Source organism: Rhodoferax ferrireducens (assembly GCF_049302455.1).
Classification (GTDB): Bacteria; Pseudomonadota; Gammaproteobacteria; order Burkholderiales; family Burkholderiaceae_C; genus Rhodoferax; species Rhodoferax ferrireducens_B.
This window is the reverse complement of sequence record NZ_JBAQMD010000029.1, coordinates 18656-36147: the sequence shown is the minus strand read 5'-3', so window position 1 is coordinate 36147 and position 17492 is coordinate 18656. Positions and strand designations below refer to the sequence as shown.

The following is a 17492-nucleotide window of genomic DNA, read 5'->3' as shown; positions in this document are numbered from 1 at the left end:
ATGATGCCATTGCCGTTACAGCCCATGCCGGAACCCTTGAGCAAACCCCTGGCTGACGCGGCTCCCGGAGAAAACCCGGTGCACGTTGCGGCGAACCTGCAGACTTTTCTGGCCCTTGACTTCGGTATGAAGCGTACCGGCTTTGCCGTCGGCAATCGCCTGTTGCGTACGGCCCAACCGCAGGGCACGATTGCCGCTGAAGGCGATGCGCGCTTTGTCAAAATTGCCCTGCAAATCAAGGAATGGCAGCCCGATGCACTGGTGGTCGGCGTGCCCTTTCACCCGGACGGCGCCGCGCATGAGAACACGCTGCGGGCGCGGCGCTTTGCGCGCCAGTTGCATGGTCGCTTCAAACTGCCGGTGTTTGAAGTGGATGAGCGTTACACGACGACGGAAGCGCTGGGGCGGGGGGCGCGTGACGCCGACGCGATGGCCGCCTGCATTATTCTGGAACAATTTTTAAGGAGTATTTGATGAGCATATTGGCGCTGGACGCTGAAGGCCTGTATCTTGAGTTGTTGATGGGCGTGCGCGCCCTGTTTCGCCCCGGCATGCATTTGGTCGGAATCACTTCAGGCGGGGCATGGCTGGCCGAGCGTTTGCAGCGCGACCTGAGCTTGACTGAGCCCCACGGTGTGATCTCATCGGCCCTGCACCGGGATGATTACGCCCGCCGTGGCATGACCGCTGCGGCGCAAACGCAAATTTCTTTTGATGTCAATAACGCCAGCATCATCCTGCTCGATGATGTGCTGTTCACCGGGCGCACCATTCGCGCGGTCATCAACGAGCTGTTTGACTTCGGTCGCCCGGCGATGGTGAAGTTGGCGGTCCTGGTGGACCGGGGGGGGCGAGAGCTGCCGATTCAGGCCGACGTGTGTGCGGCCCGCATCGTGTTGCCCGCGACTCAGTCATTGGCCTTGGCGCGCAGTGACGCCGGGGTGTTCAGTTTCAACGTGAAGGCGCGCTAGACCATGCTTTACAAACGCAACCTCCAGCTCAACAAAAATGGCGAGCTCATTCACCTGCTCTCGACCGAGGGCTTGCCCAAGAGCATCCTGACCCAGGTGCTTGACACCGCCACCAATTTCGTCAGCATCGGCGACCGTGAGGTCAAAAAAGTGCCGCTGCTGCGCGGCAAGAGTGTGTTCAACCTGTTTTTTGAGAACTCGACGCGCACCCGCACCACCTTCGAGATTGCTGCCAAGCGGCTCAGTGCCGACGTCATCAACCTCGATATTGCGCGCTCGTCGGCGGCCAAAGGCGAGTCCTTGCTTGACACCATTGCCAACCTGAGCGCCATGGCCGCTGACCTGTTTGTGGTGCGCCACAGCGAATCGGGCGCGCCCTACCTGATTGCGCAGCATGTGGCGCCGCATGTGCACGTGATCAATGCCGGCGACGGGCGCCATGCGCACCCGACGCAAGGCTTGCTCGACATGTACACCATCCGCCACTACAAAAAGGACTTCTCCAATCTGACGGTGGCCATCGTGGGCGACGTGTTGCACTCGCGCGTGGCCCGCTCCGACATTCATGCGCTGACCACGCTCGGCTGCCCTGAAGTGCGGGTGGTGGGGCCCAAGACCATCGTGCCCGGCGACATGGCGCCCATGGGTGTGCGCGTTTGCCACACGCTGGAAGAAGGCATCAAAGGCGCTGACGTGATCATCATGCTGCGTCTGCAAAACGAGCGCATGAGCGGCGCGCTGCTGCCCTCCAGCCAGGAGTTCTTCAAGAGCTTTGGCTTGACGCCGGAAAAGCTGCAACTGGCCCGGCCCGATGCCATCGTGATGCACCCGGGGCCGATCAACCGGGGGGTGGAGATCGACTCGGCGGTGGCCGATGGCACGCACAGCGTGATCCTGCCGCAGGTCACTTTTGGTATTGCCGTACGCATGGCCGCGATGAGCATCGTGGCAGGGAATGAGGCCTGATATGAAAACACTGCCGAATATTCTGATCAAGGGCGGCCGGGTCATCGATCCGGCCAGTGGTTTTGATGAAATAGTGGATGTAGCCCTCGCCAATGGGACGGTTCTAGCTATTAAAAATATAGCTACTGATTTCCGGCCCGATCAAATCATGGATGCCACTGGCTGCATCGTGATGCCCGGTCTGGTGGACCTGGCGGTGCGCCTGCGCGAACCCGGTCATGAGCACGAAGGCATGCTCGAATCTGAAATGGCCGCAGCGATGGCCGGTGGCGTCACCAGCCTGGTGTGTCTGCCTGACACCGACCCGGTGCTCGATGAGCCGGGCCTGGTCGAGATGCTGCGCTTTCGGGCCGAAAAGCTGAACCAGGCCCGGGTTTATCCGCTCGGTGCCTTGACCCGCAATCTGGCCGGTGAATCCTTGTCCGAGATGCAGGAACTGACCGAGGCCGGCTGTGTGGCGTTCAGCCAGGCCGAAGTGCCTCTCCCCAACACCCAAGTCATGCAGCGCGCGTTTCAATACGCCAGCACCTTCGGCTACGCCGTCTGGTTGCGCCCGCAGGATTTGTTTTTGGGTCAAGGCGTGGCCGCCAGCGGCGCCCTGGCGACCCGCCTGGGTCTGAGCGGTGTGCCGGTGGTCGCCGAAACCATTGCGCTGCACACCATTTTTGAACTGATGCGCGCCACCGGCGCCCGCGTTCATTTGTGCCGCCTCAGCAGTGCCGCGGGCGTGGACTTGGTGCGTCAGGCCAAGCTCGACGGCCTGAAGGTGAGTTGCGACATCAGCATCAACTCGCTGCATCTGACCGATGCCGACATCGGTTACTTTGACAGCCGGGCCCGTCTCAACCCGCCCTTGCGCCAGCAGCGTGACCGCGACGCGCTGCGTGCCGGTTTGCTCGATGGCACCATTGATGCACTGGTGTCCGATCACACGCCGGTGGACGAAGACGCCAAAACGCTGCCGTTCGCCGAGAGCGAGCCGGGTGCCACGGGCGTTGAGTTGCTGCTGAGTCTGGCACTCAAATGGAGCCAGGACAGCGGTGTTGATCTGGCGCGCGCCCTGGCCGTGGTGACCCAGGGGCCAGCTGCCGTCCTGGGTGCCTCGCTGGGCAAAAGACAAGCCAGCACCGGCCGCCTGCTGGCGGGTGGCGCGGCCGACTTGTGCGTGTTTGACCCGGCAGCCGCCTGGACGGTGCAGAGCGATGCCTTGCGCAGCCAGGGCAAGTACACGCCGTTCTCGGGCTACGAGTTACCGGGCCGGGTGCGTTGCACGATCATGGCCGGGCGTATTGCGTTCGGGAAATAAGTTGATTGAGGGGCTCGGCCAGTGACCGGACCCAAGTGTTCAGACAATGCGCCGCAGTTGACGAACAGCAAGTCAATTCATCCTGGGTTGCTTGAAACTTGGCGCCGCGCTACTTCAAGGGACTTTCATGAGCCAGAACCTCTCAAGCAAAATTCGCACGGTCGCCCTGGTCGGCCACGGTGCCGCCGGTAAAACCACCCTGGCTGAGAGCCTGCTGGCAGCCACCGGGGCCATCACCAGCCGGGGCTCGGTTGAGAAGGGCAATACCGTGTGTGATTTCGACCCGATCGAGAAAGAATTGGGCCACTCGCTGCAATCGTCCCTGGTCAGCTTCAAGACCGGCGGCGCCCAGGTTCACCTGATCGACACCCCCGGCTACCCCGACTTTGCCAGCCAGGCCATCAGCGCGCTGGCTGCCGTGGACACGGCACTGGTGGTCATCAACGCGCAAACCGGCATAGAACTCTCGACCGAGCGCATGTTCACGCTGGCCGGTGAGCGGGGCCTGTGCCGCATGATCGTGGTTAATAAAATCGATGCCGACAATATCGACCTGCTGGCCCTGGTGACGGACATTCGCGCGCGTTTTGGCAAGCAATGCCTGTTGCTGGAGCTGCCCATGCACAACCGGCAGGAAGTGGTGGAGCTGCTCGGTCACCATGAGGGCGAGAGTGACTTTGCCTCGGTGGCCGCTGCGCACCGCGACCTGATCGACCAGCTGATTGAAGAAGACGACAGCCTGCTGGCGCGCTACCTGGAAGACGGCCTTGAGCCCAGTGCGCAAGAATTGCACGCGCCTTTTGAGCGCGCGTTGCGCGCCGGCCATCTGATTCCGATCCTGTTTGTCTCGGCCAAGACCGGCGCTGGCGTGGCGCAACTGCTGGACGCACTGGCCAAACTGGCGCCGAGCCCGGCGGAGGGCAACCCGCCGCCGTTTTATCGGGGCGAGCCGGGCCAGCAGCCGCAAGCCTTTCTGGCCCAGCCCGATGATGAGCTGCCGGTGCTGGCCCATGTTTTCAAGGTCGTGGTGGACCCCTTTATCGGCAAGCTCGGCGTGTTCCGGGTCCACCAGGGCACGGTTCGCAGGGACGCCGCTCTGTTTGTGGGGGCAGCAAAACGTTCTTTCAAGGTGACCCACCTGTACCGCCTGCAGGGCAAGGACTATCTGGAAGTGCCCGCGCTCATTCCCGGCGACATCGGGGCTATCGCCAAGGTCGATGAGATCGAGTTTGACTGTGTGCTGCATGAGTCGCACGACCAGGACGCCATCCACCTCAAGCCCCTGCAATTTCCGCAGCCCATGCAGGGGCTGGCGGTGCAGCCCCGGCGCAAGGGTGACGAGCAGCGCCTGTTTGAAATTCTGTCCAAGCTGGCGCTGGAAGACCCCTGCTTCAAGATCGAGCGCCGTCCCGGCACCCATGAGACCGTGATTCGCGGCTTGGGTGAAATGCACCTGCGCACCAAGTTGTTGCGCATGCAGCAACAGTACAAGCTGGAGCTTGACACCAGCGCGCCGCAAATCGCCTACCGCGAGACCATCACGGGCCCGGCCGAGGGCCATTGCCGCCATAAAAAACAAAGCGGCGGTGCCGGCCAGTTTGGTGAGGTGATGCTGCGCGTGGAGCCGCTGGCGCGCGGTGCTGGCTTCGAGTTCGTGGATCTGGTCAAGGGCGGTGCCATTCCGGGCGTGTTCATGGCTGCGGTGGAAAAAGGCGTGCGTCAGGCACTGGCAGAAGGCGCGGTGGCCGGTTTTGCGTTGCACGATCTGCGCGTCACGGTGCTTGACGGCAAAACGCACGCCGTGGATGGCAAGGACATCGCCTTCATGGCGGCCGGCCGCAAAGCGACCATCGATGCGGTGCTCAAAGCCAGGCCGATCGTGCTGGAGCCGCTGGTCGATATCGAGGTACTGGCGCCCGAGAGCAGCATGGGTGACCTCACGGGTGACCTGGCAGCCAAGCGCGGCCATGTCACGGGAACGCAGCCACGTTTGAGCGGCAACGTGGCCATCAGCGGACAGATTCCCCTGGTCGAACTCGATGACTACCAGGGCCGCTTGAAGTCGCTCACGGGGGGTCAGGGTTCCTACAACATCACGTTTTCGCACTACGCACCGGTTCCCGGCGACACGCAGAAGCAACTGGCCGGCAAGTACAAGGCGGTCAGCCTGGACGACGAGTAAGGTGCTGGCGACCAACATCAACGCAGCCGCCGATGTCATCCCCTTGCTGTTCACGCGGCGCGCCATCCACCTTGCGCCGCTGATCATCAACTTTGTCTGTCATGTGCCGGTTGGGGAACTTCAGCGTTGAACGGGCTGCACTATGATCGACGTGTCAAAAAACTGGCCGGTTCCGGCTGTTCCAAACCATGAAGGAGATACTGCCTTGATTAAGTCCCTCTTGTCGCTGGCCGCTTCGGCTGCCATTGCCGCCACACTCGCCGTCTCGCTGCCCGCCGGCGCGCAGCAAAATTACCAGCCTGAATACCGTCTGTCCACCGTGCTGGGCACCGCTTTTCCATGGGGCAAAGGCGGCGAGCGCTGGGCAGAGCTCGTCAAGGAAAAGACCCAGGGCCGCATCAACATCAAGATGTACCCTGGCACCTCGCTGGTAGCCGGCGATCAGACCCGTGAATTCACGGCGATCCGTCAGGGTGTGATTGATCTGGCGGTTGGCTCGTCGATCAACTGGTCGCCCCAGGTGAAAGAGCTCAACCTGTTCTCGCTGCCGTTCCTGATGCCCGACTACCGGGCGATCGATGCACTGACGCACGGCGAGGTCGGCAAGGACCTTTTCAGCATCATCGAAAAAAATGGCGTCGTGCCACTCGCCTGGGGTGAAAACGGCTTTCGCGAAGTCAGCAATTCCAAGCGTGAAATCCGCACCCCGGCCGACATGAAGGGGCTGAAGTTCCGCGTGGTGGGTTCGCCTCTGTTTAACGACACATTCACCGCCTTGGGCGCCAACCCGACACAGATGAGTTGGGCTGATGCCCAGCCTGCGCTGGCCTCGGGCGCGGTGGATGGTCAGGAAAACCCGATTTCGGTGTTTACTGGCGCCAAGATTCATGCCGTCGGGCAAAAATACCTGACGCTGTGGGGTTATGTCGCTGATCCGCTGATCTTTGTCGTCAACCGCAAAGTTTGGGAGAGCTGGAGCAAGGCAGATCAGGATGCCGTGCGCGCTGCTGCCGTACAAGCTGGCAGTGAAGAAACCGCATTGGCACGCAAAGGCCTCACGACGGCTGACAACACCGTTTATAAAAACGTTGAAGCGCTGGGTGTCAAGGTCACGCACCTGAGCCCGGCTGAAGTTGATGCCTTTCGCAAGCTGACCCGGCCAACCTACGACAAATGGTCCAAGACCATCGGAGCCGGCCTGGTTAAAAAAGCCGAAGCGGCAATTGCTGCGCGCAAGTAGCCTGACTCTTCCCCCCATGTGCCCTGCTCACCACAGGGCTTTTTTGTTTTTTAGTCCAATGAAAAGGCCAGTGCCATGAGTGACGAGCCCGACACCACCCACCCGACCGAGGAAGCCCCACGGGTGCCTGTCAGGATTGAGGAATTTTTTGCCGCGCTGGCCATGGCGCTGATTTGTTGCATCACATTTGCCAATGTGCTGGTGCGCTATTTCACCGATGTTTCATTTGCCTTTACGGAAGAGTTTTCAATTTTCCTGATGGTGGTGCTGACATTTTTTGGCGCTGCCGCGGCTTTTGCGCGTAACAGCCACATCCGCATGACCTTTGTGACGGATCGCCTGCCTGTCAGACTGGCGCGTCTGCTCGAATACGTGGTGCTGGTGTTGGGCGCGCTGATGTTTGCCATCATGGCCTGGTATGGCACTTTCCTGTTCTGGGATGACTGGCAGTTTGACACCACCTCGCCCGGCATCGGCATTGCGCAATGGATTTACACGATCTGGTTGCCGCTGCTGTCGGCGGTAATTTTCCTGCGCATCGTTGGCCGCCTGATCCGTTTTAGTCGGCAGGTCGCCGATCGGAGCGCGTCATGATCGCCGAAGGCAGCCTGATTTTATTTGCCGGTTTTGCGCTGCTGCTGCTGATCGGGGCGCCGCTGGCCATTGCGCTCGGCATCACCGGCACGGCCGTGATCCTGATCGAAGGTCTGGGCATCATGGCAGTACCCACCAATGCCTACAACGGCATTGCCAAGTATCCCCTGCTGGCGCTACCGGTATTCGTGCTGGCCGGCATGATGTTCGAGCGTGCCGGTGTGGCGCTGCGCATCGTGCGTTTCGCCTCCGCCATCGTCGGCAAGCGCCGCGGCGGCCAGGGAGTGGTGGCCATTCTGGTGTGCATGTTTTTGGGCGGCATTTCCGGCTCCGGCCCGGCCGATGCTGCGGCGGTGGCGATGGTGATGATTCCGGGCATGTTCAAGCAGGGCTATCCGAAGGCTTTCTCCGCGACGCTGATCGCCGCTGCAGGCTCGACTGCGATCCTGATTCCGCCCTCGATCGCTCTGATCGTATACAGCGTGCTGGTGCCGGCGGCCTCCGTGCCGGCGCTGTTTGCCGGTGGCATGTTGCCCGGCGTGCTGGCCGGGCTGGCCTTGATCGTTCCGACCTTGTACCTGTCGCGCAAGAACGGTTGGGGCAACGCTTCAGACGAAGAAACACCACGTCTGTGGGACAGTTTCAAGGAAGCTGTTTGGGGTTTGCTCGCGCCGGTGGTCATTCTGGGTGGCATGCGCACCGGCATGTTCACACCGACCGAGGCAGCGGTCGTGGCCGCTTTCTACGGTCTTTTTGTCGGCGTTTTTGTCTACCGCACGCTGGACCTGCGCAAGGTGTACCAGGTGCTGGTCGAATCGGCTGAAATCTCGGCCGTGGTGCTGATCATCATTTCTCTGGCTGGCGTCTTCGCGCATGCCGGCTCGACGCTCGGCGCGTTCGATGCGTTCGCCAAGCTGTTGCTCGGTTTCACCGGCAATGAGGCCCTGATGCTGGTGATGATCACCGTCATGCTGCTGATCGCCGGCATGTTGCTCGATGCAGTGTCGATTTTTCTGGTGTTCCTGCCGATCCTGGTGCCAATCATGCTCACCTACGGCTGGGACCCGGTCTGGTTTGGCGTCCTCATCACGATGAACATGGCGATCGGGCAATTCACGCCGCCGATGGCGGTCAACCTGATGGTGAGCACCCGCATTGCGGGTGTCTCGATGGAATCCACCGTGCGCTGGGCGTTGTGGATGGTGGTTGCGATGTTGCTGGCAATGACACTGGTGATGGTGTTTCCGCAACTGGTGTTGTGGCTGCCCCGTTTGCTGGGCTACTAGCCCAGCAAACCTCTGCGTTATTGAGCACACCGCCGGTGCCTGATGGCTGGCGCCTGATCCAGCCAGCAGCGCTTACCTGCGCGGCTCACCCTGCGCGTTGACGGTCACGGTCGGGCCGGGTGGGGCGGTCATCTGGACGCGATGCTCCTGACCCCGGAAGTTGTAGGTGACGTCCCAGTACTGGGGTCTCTGGTTGGGTACGGTTTCGCAGCGCCGAACGTCCTGGGTTGCGGCCTGCGGTGTGCCGCCGTTGACATTGGCACCGATGGCGGCTCCAGCGATCGCGCCGCCTGCGGTGGCGAGATCCTTGCCGGTTCCGCCGCCGACCTGATGCCCGAGAATGCCGCCCAGCAAGGCGCCGGCAATCGCGCCCGGGACGTTGGTACTGCTCTGGCTCTGGGCGACTTGCTCGCGCTCGACCCAGCAGCGCTGCTCAGGCGTGCCCATCACCGCACGCACGGACGTGACATCGGCTTCAAACAGCCGCTCGTCGCGGCGCGGACGGAAATCGGGGGCGGCCACTGGCTCCGGCGCCGCAACGGGTGCGGGCGCATAACGACGGTCATTGTTGCGGGCATTGTCATCCAGGATTCGCACTGACGACACGCGGTCGTTCAAGCCCATGGCTCTGAGCGAGTCATAACTGCCCTGGCGCAAAACCACGCAGCGACCCTGGAACCGGACATCGTCGCAAACCTCCCAGCCCTCGCCCACCACCACCGCCGATGAGGCGCGGTCATTGAAGCCAAAGCGGTTCAAGTTGTTGATCTGCCTCTCCGTGGTGAAAGACCGGCCGGTCAAACCTTCGTTTTCGTAAAAGGTAACCTGCGGGTTCATGGGCGCAGCCGCTGGCGCGGGCGCGTAGCGCTGGTCATCGATGCGGGCGTCGCGGCTCACGGCTCGCAGCGATGAGATGCGGTTGTTCAAGCCCATCGCATTGAGTGACGGGTACTGGCCTGGGCGCAACACGGCACAGCGACCGTTGAAGCGCGCGTCTTCGCACACCTCCCAGCGCTCACCGGCTACTACCGCCGACGAGGCACGGTCGTTGAATCCCCTGCGAGCCAGGTTATCCACCGTCCTGGATATCGTGATGGACTGGCCTTGAAAACCATTCTGTTCGTACAAAGTAACCTGTGCCGACGCTTGCGCGGCCATGGCCACGGCGGTTACTGCCAATGCGTTTTTCAATAGTGCGTTCATTCGTTGTTCCTGTAGAAGTTATGGTGGGTTGCCCATCCTCACCGACGTGCTGCTGGCCTCCAGAAGACAAGTAACACAGTCGCAACTGTCTTCTCCCTTCCAGGTGGCGTCTGTGCGGCAGCAAACATAAGCCGGGAAACGCATGGATCGACCTGATTTGCTATTATTTGTATAGCTACTTGCCTATATTCAACGGTGGCTAGAGGCGAAATTGACTTGTTTGTCAGCGACGGGCGCGGCCGCTTCTTCGACGCTCGCATTGGCGCCTGCCGATTGGCCTTGCCAGGACGAAAACTGCGGCAGAACCGATAATCAGCGACCCGTGACGCGTTGTCACCCTCTTTCTTCAAGACGGAATTCATTGATGTCAACTGCCCCAATCACCCTGTTTCTCACGCCCAAGCCAGCGGGCACACGGCCTGTCGGCCTGGCCGGAGTCCGGGCATGAGCTTGAAACAACCTGAGCTGCTGGCGCCGGCAGGATCGCTGACCATGCTGGAGACTGCTTTTGCCTTTGGCGCCACGGCCGTTTACGCGGGCCAGCCGCGTTACAGCTTGCGCGTGCGCAACAATGACTTTGGTGCGATCGAGGTGCTGCAGCAGGGCATTGAGCGGGCGCACGGGCTGGGCAACAAGTTTTATCTGGTGTCCAACATCTTCCCGCATGGCAACAAGATCAAGAGTTATGTGCAAAACATGGCGCCGGTGATTGCGCTCAAGCCCGACGCCATGATCATGTCCGACCCTGGTCTGATCATGATGGTGCGCGAGACCTGGCCCGAGATGGAAATTCACCTCTCGGTGCAGGCCAACACGGTGAATGCGGCGGCGGTGCGTTTCTGGAAAGCAGTCGGTGTCAGTCGGGTGATCCTGTCGCGTGAGTTATCGCTGGATCAGGTGGAGCAAATCCGCCAGGACTGTCCGGACACCGAGCTTGAAGTGTTTGTGCACGGGGCGCTGTGTATTGCTTATTCGGGGCGCTGTCTGTTGTCGGGTTACTTCAACCACCGCGATGCCAACCAGGGCAGTTGCACCAACTCTTGCCGCTGGGACTACAAAACCTTGCCCGGCGTGGTCGATGCCTCCGGCGACATTCTGGCACCCCAGGCCGCCACAGAGCGTGAGCAGGAGCAGGCCCAACGCGGCACTGCCGCGGATCAGGTTTATGTGATCGAAGAAGGCCAGCGTCCCGGCAGCTACATGCCGATCGAAGAAGACGAGCACGGCACCTACGTCATGAACTCCAAGGACTTGCGCGCCATCGAGCATGTCAAGCGCCTGGTCGAGATCGGCGTCGATTCACTCAAGATCGAGGGCCGCACCAAGAGCCCGTATTACGTGGCGCGCACGGTCCAGAGTTATGCCCGGGCGATTGACGACGCCGTGGCCGGGCGCGAGCTGGACCCAGCCTTGCTCGGGCAGCTTGAAGGGCTGGCCAACCGGGGTTACACCTCGGGCTTTTTCCAGCGCCACACGCCAGAGTCCACGCAAAATTATCTGCGCGGTTATTCCGAGTCGGGACGCAGCCTGTATGTGGGTGATGTGGCGCTGTTTGACCAGGCGCGTGGGCTGGCGCAGGTTATCGTGAAGAACCGTTTTGCGGTGGGGGACTGGCTGGAGATCATCCACCCGGGCGGCAACTTTGATTTGCAGCTTGAGCGCATGGAGAATGCCGACGGGCAAGCCGTGACGGTGGCACCCGGCAGTGGCCACGTCGTCTGGTTGCCCTTGCCCGCCCATGCGGTCGGCGCCTTTGTGGCGCGCTACGTGGCGGCGCCGGAATCTGAAACCGTGAGCGCCTGAGAGAGTGTCATGAGCAAGCCTGCCACCTCGCCCCTGCTGCAAATCAACGAAGCCGAGGTTGAACTCTCGGCCATCCGGGCACAAGGGGCGGGCGGGCAAAACGTCAACAAGGTGTCCAGCGCAATTCATCTGCGTTTTGACATTGCGGCCTCTTCCTTGCCGCAGGACGTCAAAGAGCGCTTGCTCGCCCTGCACGACAGTCGCATCACCAAGGATGGCGTGCTGGTGATCAAGGCGCAGCAGCAGCGCACGCAGGAGATGAACCGGCTCGACGCCCTGATGCGCCTGCATGAACTGGTCAACAGTGTGGCGCTGGCGCCCAAGACCCGCCGCGCCACCAAGCCCAGCTACGCATCGAAACAACGGCTGCGCGTCGCCAAGCGCCAGCGTGCCGAGATCAAGGCCTCGCGCGGCCGGGTTGACGCGCAATCCTGACCGGGCGCGGCGCTGTTCAGCGGCGCTGCGACCGATGCACAGTTTTTCGCGCGCCCGCGTTGCGCAACATCAAGTCCCCTTGCCGGCTGCGTTTCTATGCTGTCTATTTACCCAAGGAGGTCAACATGGTCGCACGACGTATTGTCCTGATTCAAGGTCACCCTGACGCCTTGATGCCTCATCTGGGCCACGCGCTGGAAGACGCTTATGCCCAGGGCGCCGAGGCCGGGGGGCATGAAGTGCGCCGGGTGGCCGTGGCGCAACTCGATTTTCCGCTGCTGCGCAGCGAGGAGGCCTGGAAGGATGGTGCCTTGCCAGCGGCGCTGGCACAGGCGCAGACCGACATTGCCTGGGCCCAGCATATCGTGCTGTTCTTCCCGCTCTGGCTGGGCGACATGCCCGCCCTGCTCAAGGGCTTTCTGGAGCAGGTGGCGCGGCCTGGTTTTGCGTTCCAGGCGCAGGGGGACGATCTGTTCGCCCGGAAGGGCTTGAGCGGGCGTTCCGCCCGGGTGGTGGTCACCATGGGCATGCCGGCCTTGCTGTACCGCTGGTACTTTCGGGCTCACAGCGTCAAGAATCTGGAACGCAACATACTGGGCTCTGTCGGTATTGCCCCGGTCAATGAGACCTTGATCGGCATGGTGGACAAGCTGGGTGACGCGGGCGTGCAAAAGTGGACGGACAAGCTGCGCCAACTGGGCGGCGCCGCGCAATAGGACAATAGCGGGTTCGGCGAGCCCGCCTGAATCGGCAAAAGGAAAAAAGAGAATGGCAATCCAGTGGTTTCCGGGTCATATGCATTTGACCCACAAAGCGATTCAGGAACGGATCAAGAATATCGATGTGGTGATTGAACTGCTGGACGCGCGCCTGCCAGGGTCGAGCGCCAACCCGATGCTGGCCGAACTCACGGCGGGCAAGCCGACGCTCAAGGTGCTCAACAAACAAGACCTGGCCGATCCGGCGCGCACCACCCTGTGGCTGGCGCATTACAACGCGCTTGCGGGCACACGCGCGATTGGCCTGGATGCCAGTGTCAGCGCGCCGGCCAAGGCGCTGATCAAGGAATGTTTTGCGCTGGCCCCCAGTCGCGGGGGCATGGTCAAGCCGATGCGGGTGCTGATTTGCGGCATCCCCAATGTGGGCAAGTCCACGCTGATCAACACCCTGACCGGCAAACGCGCCACCAAGACCGGCGATGAGGCGGGCATCACCAAGCTGGAGCAGCGCATCTCCTTGGCCGACGACTTTTACCTGTATGACACGCCCGGCATGCTGTGGCCGCGCATCATCGTGGCCAAGAGCGGCTACAACCTGGCCGCCAGCGGCGCCATCGGTCGCAACGCGTTCAACGAGGAAGAGGTGGCGCTGGAACTGCTGGCTTACCTGAAAGTGCATTACGCCCCCTTGCTGGCGGCGCGCTACAAGCTTGACGTGGTGAGCAGCTTGCAAGATGAGGAATTGCTGGAGGCGATTGGCCGCAAACGCGGCGCGCTGCAGAGTGGCAAGGGGGTTAACCTGCAAAAAGCGGGCGAGATTGTGATTTACGACTTTCGTGCCGCCGCACTGGGCCGCATCACGCTGGAAACTCCACAGGAATTTGCGCAGTGGCTGGCCGAGGGGCAAAAGCTCGATGCCGCGCGCCAGGTCAAGAAAGATGCGATTGAACTCGACCGCAAGATTCGGTTCAAGCAGATTGCGCGTCCGGCTTCTTCATGAATCCCGGCGCAAGGTTAAATCCGAGCACGGAAATGCGACACAGGGCAGCACATAGCCTTCGAGTTTTTCCTCCGCGCTCAGACCCGGCCATTCGATCTCGTAGCGCACCCGGCCCTGCACCAGTTGGCCGATGCAGGTGCGGCAAGTGCCGTTGCGGCAGGAGCTGGGCCAGTCCAGGCCGCCTTGCTCCAGCGACAGCAGCAGCGGCTGATTTGACCAGGCGTCAAACTGCTGCCCGCTTGGTGCGACACTGGCGATGAAAAATGGGGGTGCTTCGGTACTGCTCATCTTTGCATTATATTTGTATTAAATCCGGCTGTAGCCCCCGTACCTACTGCCTAATTAGCTATAAAATAGATAGCATATTTCAATAAATCGATTGCCCATGAAAACTATTCTTCCCCTGAGTCTCCTGATCAAGCCCGACCTCAACGACCCGCAGCCGCTTGTTCTTTACCATGGCCGCAACTGCCCCGACGGTTTCGCGGCGGCGCTGGCAGCCTGGCTGTATTACGCGGGTCAGGCCGAATTTCTGGGGCTTGACCATGGCGACATCAAGTCGATCACGGACCTGCCCGCGCTTGACGGCCGCGCTGTTTATATCCTCGACTTTTCTTTCTCCCCTGAGATCACGCGCCAGATCGAAGAGCGCGCCGCCAAGCTGGTGATGCTCGATCACCACAAGAGTGCCGCTGACAAGCTGACGGGTTTTGCCTGTCGCTGCGGCGTGGTGCATTTCGACATGCACAAGTCCGGCGCGCGCCTGGCTTGGGAGTTCTTTCACCCCGAGCAGGCCGTGCCCGATCTGGTGCGTTTTGTTGAGGACCGCGACATCTGGGTCTGGCAATACCCCGAGAGTGCCGGATTCCTGGCGGCACTGGACATGGAGCCGTTCGAGTTTGAGCGCTGGCGCGATATTGCGGCGTTTGATGCCGCGCAGCTGGCCAGCTACGTGGAGCGCGGCCGCGCCATGGACGAGAAGTTCAGCAAGCTGGCCTTGGACATCGCCGAGGGCGCGCAGCCCATCAGCTTCAATGGTCAGCGCGGGCTGATGGTCAATGCCCCCGGCATTTTTCACAGTCTGGTGGGTGAAATTTTGAGCAAGAAAAGTGGCACGTTTGCCTTGATGTGGAGCGTCGACAAGAGCGGTCTGGTCAAGGCCGGCCTGCGCTCGCAACGCGGCTTCAGTTGCATTCCCCTGGCTGAAAGCATGGACGGCGGTGGCCACGCGCAGGCCTGCGGTTTCAAGATGGCGCTGGATCGGCTGCCCGAGCTGCTGAGCGGCACGCTTGACGCCCTGGTAACGCAATAGGACACACTTCTGGCGGCAGGCCCGCCGCTTGTTGGCGTCAAGCGCCGACGCCCAACTTGTCGCGCCAGCCCGCAAATAGCCGATCCGCGTCTTGCGGGAAGGACTCAAAAGCGCGGGCAAATTCTCGGTGTTCTTTGGCCCATTCAATCGGGTCGGCACCGGCCTTCCAGCATTCGTAGGCCTGGCGCAGAGAAATCGCACCAGCGGCGGGTGAGTCAAGGTGACCGTAAGAGCCGCCGCCCGCGGTGTTGATGATGTTGCCGTGGCCCAGGTTGTCAAAAAAGCCCGGCAGGCGCAGCGCGTTCATGCCGCCCGAGACGATCGGCGTGGTCGGCTTGATGCCATACCACTTCTGAAAATAAACCGGCCCCTGGCACTCGTCGCGCTCAATCATGTAAGCAATCACCCGGTCGTCGCCCGCACCTTCCATTTTGCCGTGCCCCATGGTGCCGACGTGGATGCCCGATGCCCCCTGCAGGCGGCTCATCTTGGCCAGCACCAAGGCGGTGTAGCCGCGCTTGGACGAGGGTGATGTCACCATGCCGTGGCCGCCCCGGTGGTAGTGCAGGTACTGGTTGGGGTACTGGCGCCGAGCGGTGGTGACCATGCCGGGGCCGCCGACAAAACCGTCGACCAGAAATGCCAGTTTGTCGGCGTCGGCGCCAAAGGTTTCCAGCGCAAAGTCGGCGCGGGCACACATTTCAAAATGGTCGTCGGCCGTGATGTTCATCGAGAACAGCTTGGCCTGGCCGGTTTCGTCCTGGGCGCGCTTGAGCGCGTCATACACCAGCGGCAAGGTCTTTTTGATCGGCGAAAACACCTGGTTGCCTTGCGGCTCGTCGTTTTTGATGAAGTCGCCCCCCAGCCAGAATTGGTAAGCCGCCTGGGCAAAGGGTTCGGGGCGTAGACCGAGTTTCGGTTTGATGATGGTGCCGACGATAAAGCCGCCGTCTTTGACCGGGCGGCCCAAAATTCGCCACAAATCGCTGATGTCTTTGGCCGGTCCGTCAAACATCTGGATGACGCGCTCGGGCACGTAAAAATCGATCATCTTGGCGTGCTTGATGTCACCCATGCCCTGGTTGTTCCCAACGGCCAGCGTCAGAAAGGACACCAGCATGAAGCGCCCGTCGGTGATGTTGCGGTCAAACAGCGCCAACGGGTAGGCAATGCGCATGTCCTCGGTGGCCTCATCGACGTAGTACACCAGCGCGTCCACCTCTCTGGTGAAATCGTCGGTGGTGCACACCTCCACGTTGGTGCCGGTCGAGGACTCGGCGGCAAAGTGGGCTGCGGCCTCCAGATAATTCAGCCCGTCTTTGGGGGCCATTTTGTAGGCGCACAGAATGTGCTGGCCACCTGCAATGAGGGCGGCTTCCTGGAGGCTAAAGTCAGCGTAGCGCTTGGATTGGTCCATGTGAAATCTCCGGTGTTGGGTGCTAATGGATTCGACTATAGGCAAGGCAATTCATCATGAAAATTCAAATAAATTGTCTGTTTGATCAGCTATTCATGATGAATGAGCGGTTCAGCTGCTCACCTTTTTTTGCCGCTCCATCATTCGCCAGACAAAAGGCGTGAAGATCAGCTGCATGGCCAGCTCCATCTTGCCGCCGGGCACCACGATGGTGTTGGCGCGGCTCATGAAACTGTCGTCAATCATGCTGCGCAGGTACTGGAAATCGATGCCCTTGGGGTTGGCGAAACGGATCACCACCATGCTCTCGTCGGCGCTCGGAATGTCGCGCGCGATGAACGGGTTGGAGGTGTCGACCATCGGCACGCGCTGGAAGTTGACATGGGTGTGCATGAACTGCGGGCAGATGTAGTTCACGTAATCGGGCATGCGCCGCAGGATGGTGTCGGTGACTGCCTCAAGGCTGTAGCCGCGCTGCTTTTTGTCGCGCCAGAGCTTTTGAATCCACTCCAGGTTGATCACCGGCACCACGCCAATCAGCAAATCGGGGTGCTGCGCGATGTTGACCTCGGGCGTGACCACGGCACCGTGCAGGCCTTCGTAGAACAGCAGGTCGGTGCCCGTCGGCACGTCTTCCCAGGGGGTGAAGGTGCCGGGGTCCTGGTCGTGGGGCGCGGCTTCTTCCGCGTCGTGCAGGTATTTGCGGCGCTGGCCCGTGCCGGTTTCGCCGTAGGCCCGAAACAGCTCGGCCAGCTCGGCAAACAGGTTGTTTTCGGGGCCAAAGTGGCTGAAGTTTTTGTTGCCCGCGGCTTCGGCTGCGGCTGCCTGGGCCTTCATGGCCTGGCGGTCAAAGCGGTGAAAGCTGTCGCCCTCAATCACAGCGGCCGTGATTTTTTCGCGCCGAAAAATATTCTCGAAGGTGCGGGTCACCGAGGTGGTGCCGGCACCGCTGGAGCCGGTAATGGCGATGATGGGATGGCGTATCGACATGGCGGGTTCTCCCCTTTGGATAAAAATTTATATGAAATAGGGCTCTAGCCCCCGCTGAATAAGCGTGA

Annotated in this window: 18 protein-coding genes; 14 read left to right on the top strand and 4 right to left on the bottom strand. The window is 61.2% G+C overall.

Annotation, left to right across the window (positions count from 1 at the left end; all coding sequences use genetic code 11):
* Nucleotides 1-3: 3 nt before the first annotated feature.
* From ruvX to WA157_RS04955, 9 genes are all read left to right on the top strand, one after another.
* On the top strand, nucleotides 4-474 hold the full coding sequence (gene ruvX, locus WA157_RS04995; protein WP_422619918.1) for a Holliday junction resolvase RuvX: 471 nt from the start codon (nucleotides 4-6) through the stop codon (nucleotides 472-474).
* Nucleotides 474-971 carry a bifunctional pyr operon transcriptional regulator/uracil phosphoribosyltransferase PyrR gene (pyrR, locus tag WA157_RS04990; protein WP_422619917.1) on the top strand — a complete coding sequence of 166 codons (498 nt, stop codon included), beginning with the start codon at nucleotides 474-476 and terminating at the stop codon, nucleotides 969-971. Before ruvX ends, pyrR begins: the two co-directional genes overlap by 1 nt.
* Before the next feature lie 3 nt (nucleotides 972-974).
* A complete protein-coding gene (locus tag WA157_RS04985) occupies nucleotides 975-1937 on the top strand; it encodes an aspartate carbamoyltransferase catalytic subunit (protein WP_422619916.1) in 963 nt (320 codons plus the stop codon).
* A 1-nt stretch (nucleotide 1938) separates the two neighbouring features.
* On the top strand, nucleotides 1939-3243 hold the full coding sequence (locus WA157_RS04980) for a dihydroorotase (protein ID WP_422619915.1): 1305 nt from the start codon (nucleotides 1939-1941) through the stop codon (nucleotides 3241-3243).
* A 127-nt stretch (nucleotides 3244-3370) separates the two neighbouring features.
* Complete coding sequence (gene fusA / locus WA157_RS04975) at nucleotides 3371-5425, top strand: elongation factor G (RefSeq protein WP_422619914.1); 2055 nt, start codon at nucleotides 3371-3373, stop codon at nucleotides 5423-5425.
* 1 nt (nucleotide 5426) lies between these two features.
* A complete protein-coding gene (locus WA157_RS04970; protein ID WP_422619913.1) occupies nucleotides 5427-5555 on the top strand; it encodes a hypothetical protein in 129 nt (42 codons plus the stop codon).
* A 75-nt stretch (nucleotides 5556-5630) separates the two neighbouring features.
* A complete protein-coding gene (locus tag WA157_RS04965) occupies nucleotides 5631-6665 on the top strand; it encodes a DctP family TRAP transporter solute-binding subunit (protein ID WP_422619912.1) in 1035 nt (344 codons plus the stop codon).
* 75 nt (nucleotides 6666-6740) lie between these two features.
* Nucleotides 6741-7259: a TRAP transporter small permease gene (locus WA157_RS04960; protein ID WP_422619911.1), complete on the top strand. Its 519-nt coding sequence runs from the start codon at nucleotides 6741-6743 to the stop codon at nucleotides 7257-7259.
* On the top strand, nucleotides 7256-8545 hold the full coding sequence (locus tag WA157_RS04955; RefSeq protein ID WP_422619910.1) for a TRAP transporter large permease: 1290 nt from the start codon (nucleotides 7256-7258) through the stop codon (nucleotides 8543-8545). Before WA157_RS04960 ends, WA157_RS04955 begins: the two co-directional genes overlap by 4 nt.
* Nucleotides 8546-8617: 72 nt before the next feature.
* Here WA157_RS04955 and WA157_RS04950 read toward each other — a convergent pair whose 3' ends face one another.
* Nucleotides 8618-9748: a beta/gamma crystallin-related protein gene (locus tag WA157_RS04950; protein WP_422619909.1), complete on the bottom strand. Its 1131-nt coding sequence runs from the start codon at nucleotides 9746-9748 to the stop codon at nucleotides 8618-8620.
* Between the two features lie 444 nt (nucleotides 9749-10192).
* Between WA157_RS04950 and yegQ the strand changes: the two genes are divergently transcribed.
* The 4 genes from yegQ (at nucleotide 10193) to ylqF (ending at nucleotide 13705) form a co-directional block, all read left to right on the top strand.
* Nucleotides 10193-11551, top strand: coding sequence for a tRNA 5-hydroxyuridine modification protein YegQ (gene yegQ / locus WA157_RS04945; RefSeq protein WP_422619908.1), 1359 nt, complete (start codon nucleotides 10193-10195; stop codon nucleotides 11549-11551).
* A gap of 9 nt (nucleotides 11552-11560) precedes the next feature.
* Nucleotides 11561-11986: an alternative ribosome rescue aminoacyl-tRNA hydrolase ArfB gene (gene arfB / locus WA157_RS04940; RefSeq protein WP_422619907.1), complete on the top strand. Its 426-nt coding sequence runs from the start codon at nucleotides 11561-11563 to the stop codon at nucleotides 11984-11986.
* Nucleotides 11987-12111: 125 nt separating this feature from the next.
* Nucleotides 12112-12702 carry an NAD(P)H-dependent oxidoreductase gene (locus WA157_RS04935; protein WP_422619906.1) on the top strand — a complete coding sequence of 197 codons (591 nt, stop codon included), beginning with the start codon at nucleotides 12112-12114 and terminating at the stop codon, nucleotides 12700-12702.
* A 52-nt stretch (nucleotides 12703-12754) separates the two neighbouring features.
* On the top strand, nucleotides 12755-13705 hold the full coding sequence (ylqF, locus tag WA157_RS04930; RefSeq protein ID WP_422619905.1) for a ribosome biogenesis GTPase YlqF: 951 nt from the start codon (nucleotides 12755-12757) through the stop codon (nucleotides 13703-13705).
* Here the strand turns inward: ylqF and WA157_RS04925 are convergent.
* A complete protein-coding gene (locus tag WA157_RS04925) occupies nucleotides 13700-13993 on the bottom strand; it encodes a 2Fe-2S iron-sulfur cluster-binding protein (RefSeq protein ID WP_011463690.1) in 294 nt (97 codons plus the stop codon). The two genes, ylqF and WA157_RS04925, sit on opposite strands and share 6 nt — an antisense overlap.
* Nucleotides 13994-14090: 97 nt before the next feature.
* Here WA157_RS04925 and WA157_RS04920 point away from each other — a divergent pair, with 97 nt between their 5' ends.
* Nucleotides 14091-15017 (top strand): DHH family phosphoesterase, encoded by a 927-nt coding sequence (locus WA157_RS04920; RefSeq protein ID WP_422619904.1) that lies wholly within the window; start codon nucleotides 14091-14093, stop codon nucleotides 15015-15017.
* Between the two features lie 37 nt (nucleotides 15018-15054).
* On the opposite strand, the gene WA157_RS04915 is transcribed toward WA157_RS04920, so the two are convergent.
* The gene (locus tag WA157_RS04915) at nucleotides 15055-16434 is read right to left on the bottom strand and encodes a ribulose-bisphosphate carboxylase (RefSeq protein ID WP_422619903.1); all 1380 of its coding nucleotides are present in this window, start codon (nucleotides 16432-16434) and stop codon (nucleotides 15055-15057) included.
* A gap of 111 nt (nucleotides 16435-16545) precedes the next feature.
* Complete coding sequence (locus WA157_RS04910) at nucleotides 16546-17424, bottom strand: phosphoribulokinase (RefSeq protein WP_422619902.1); 879 nt, start codon at nucleotides 17422-17424, stop codon at nucleotides 16546-16548.
* Between the last annotated feature and the right edge of the window lie 68 nt (nucleotides 17425-17492).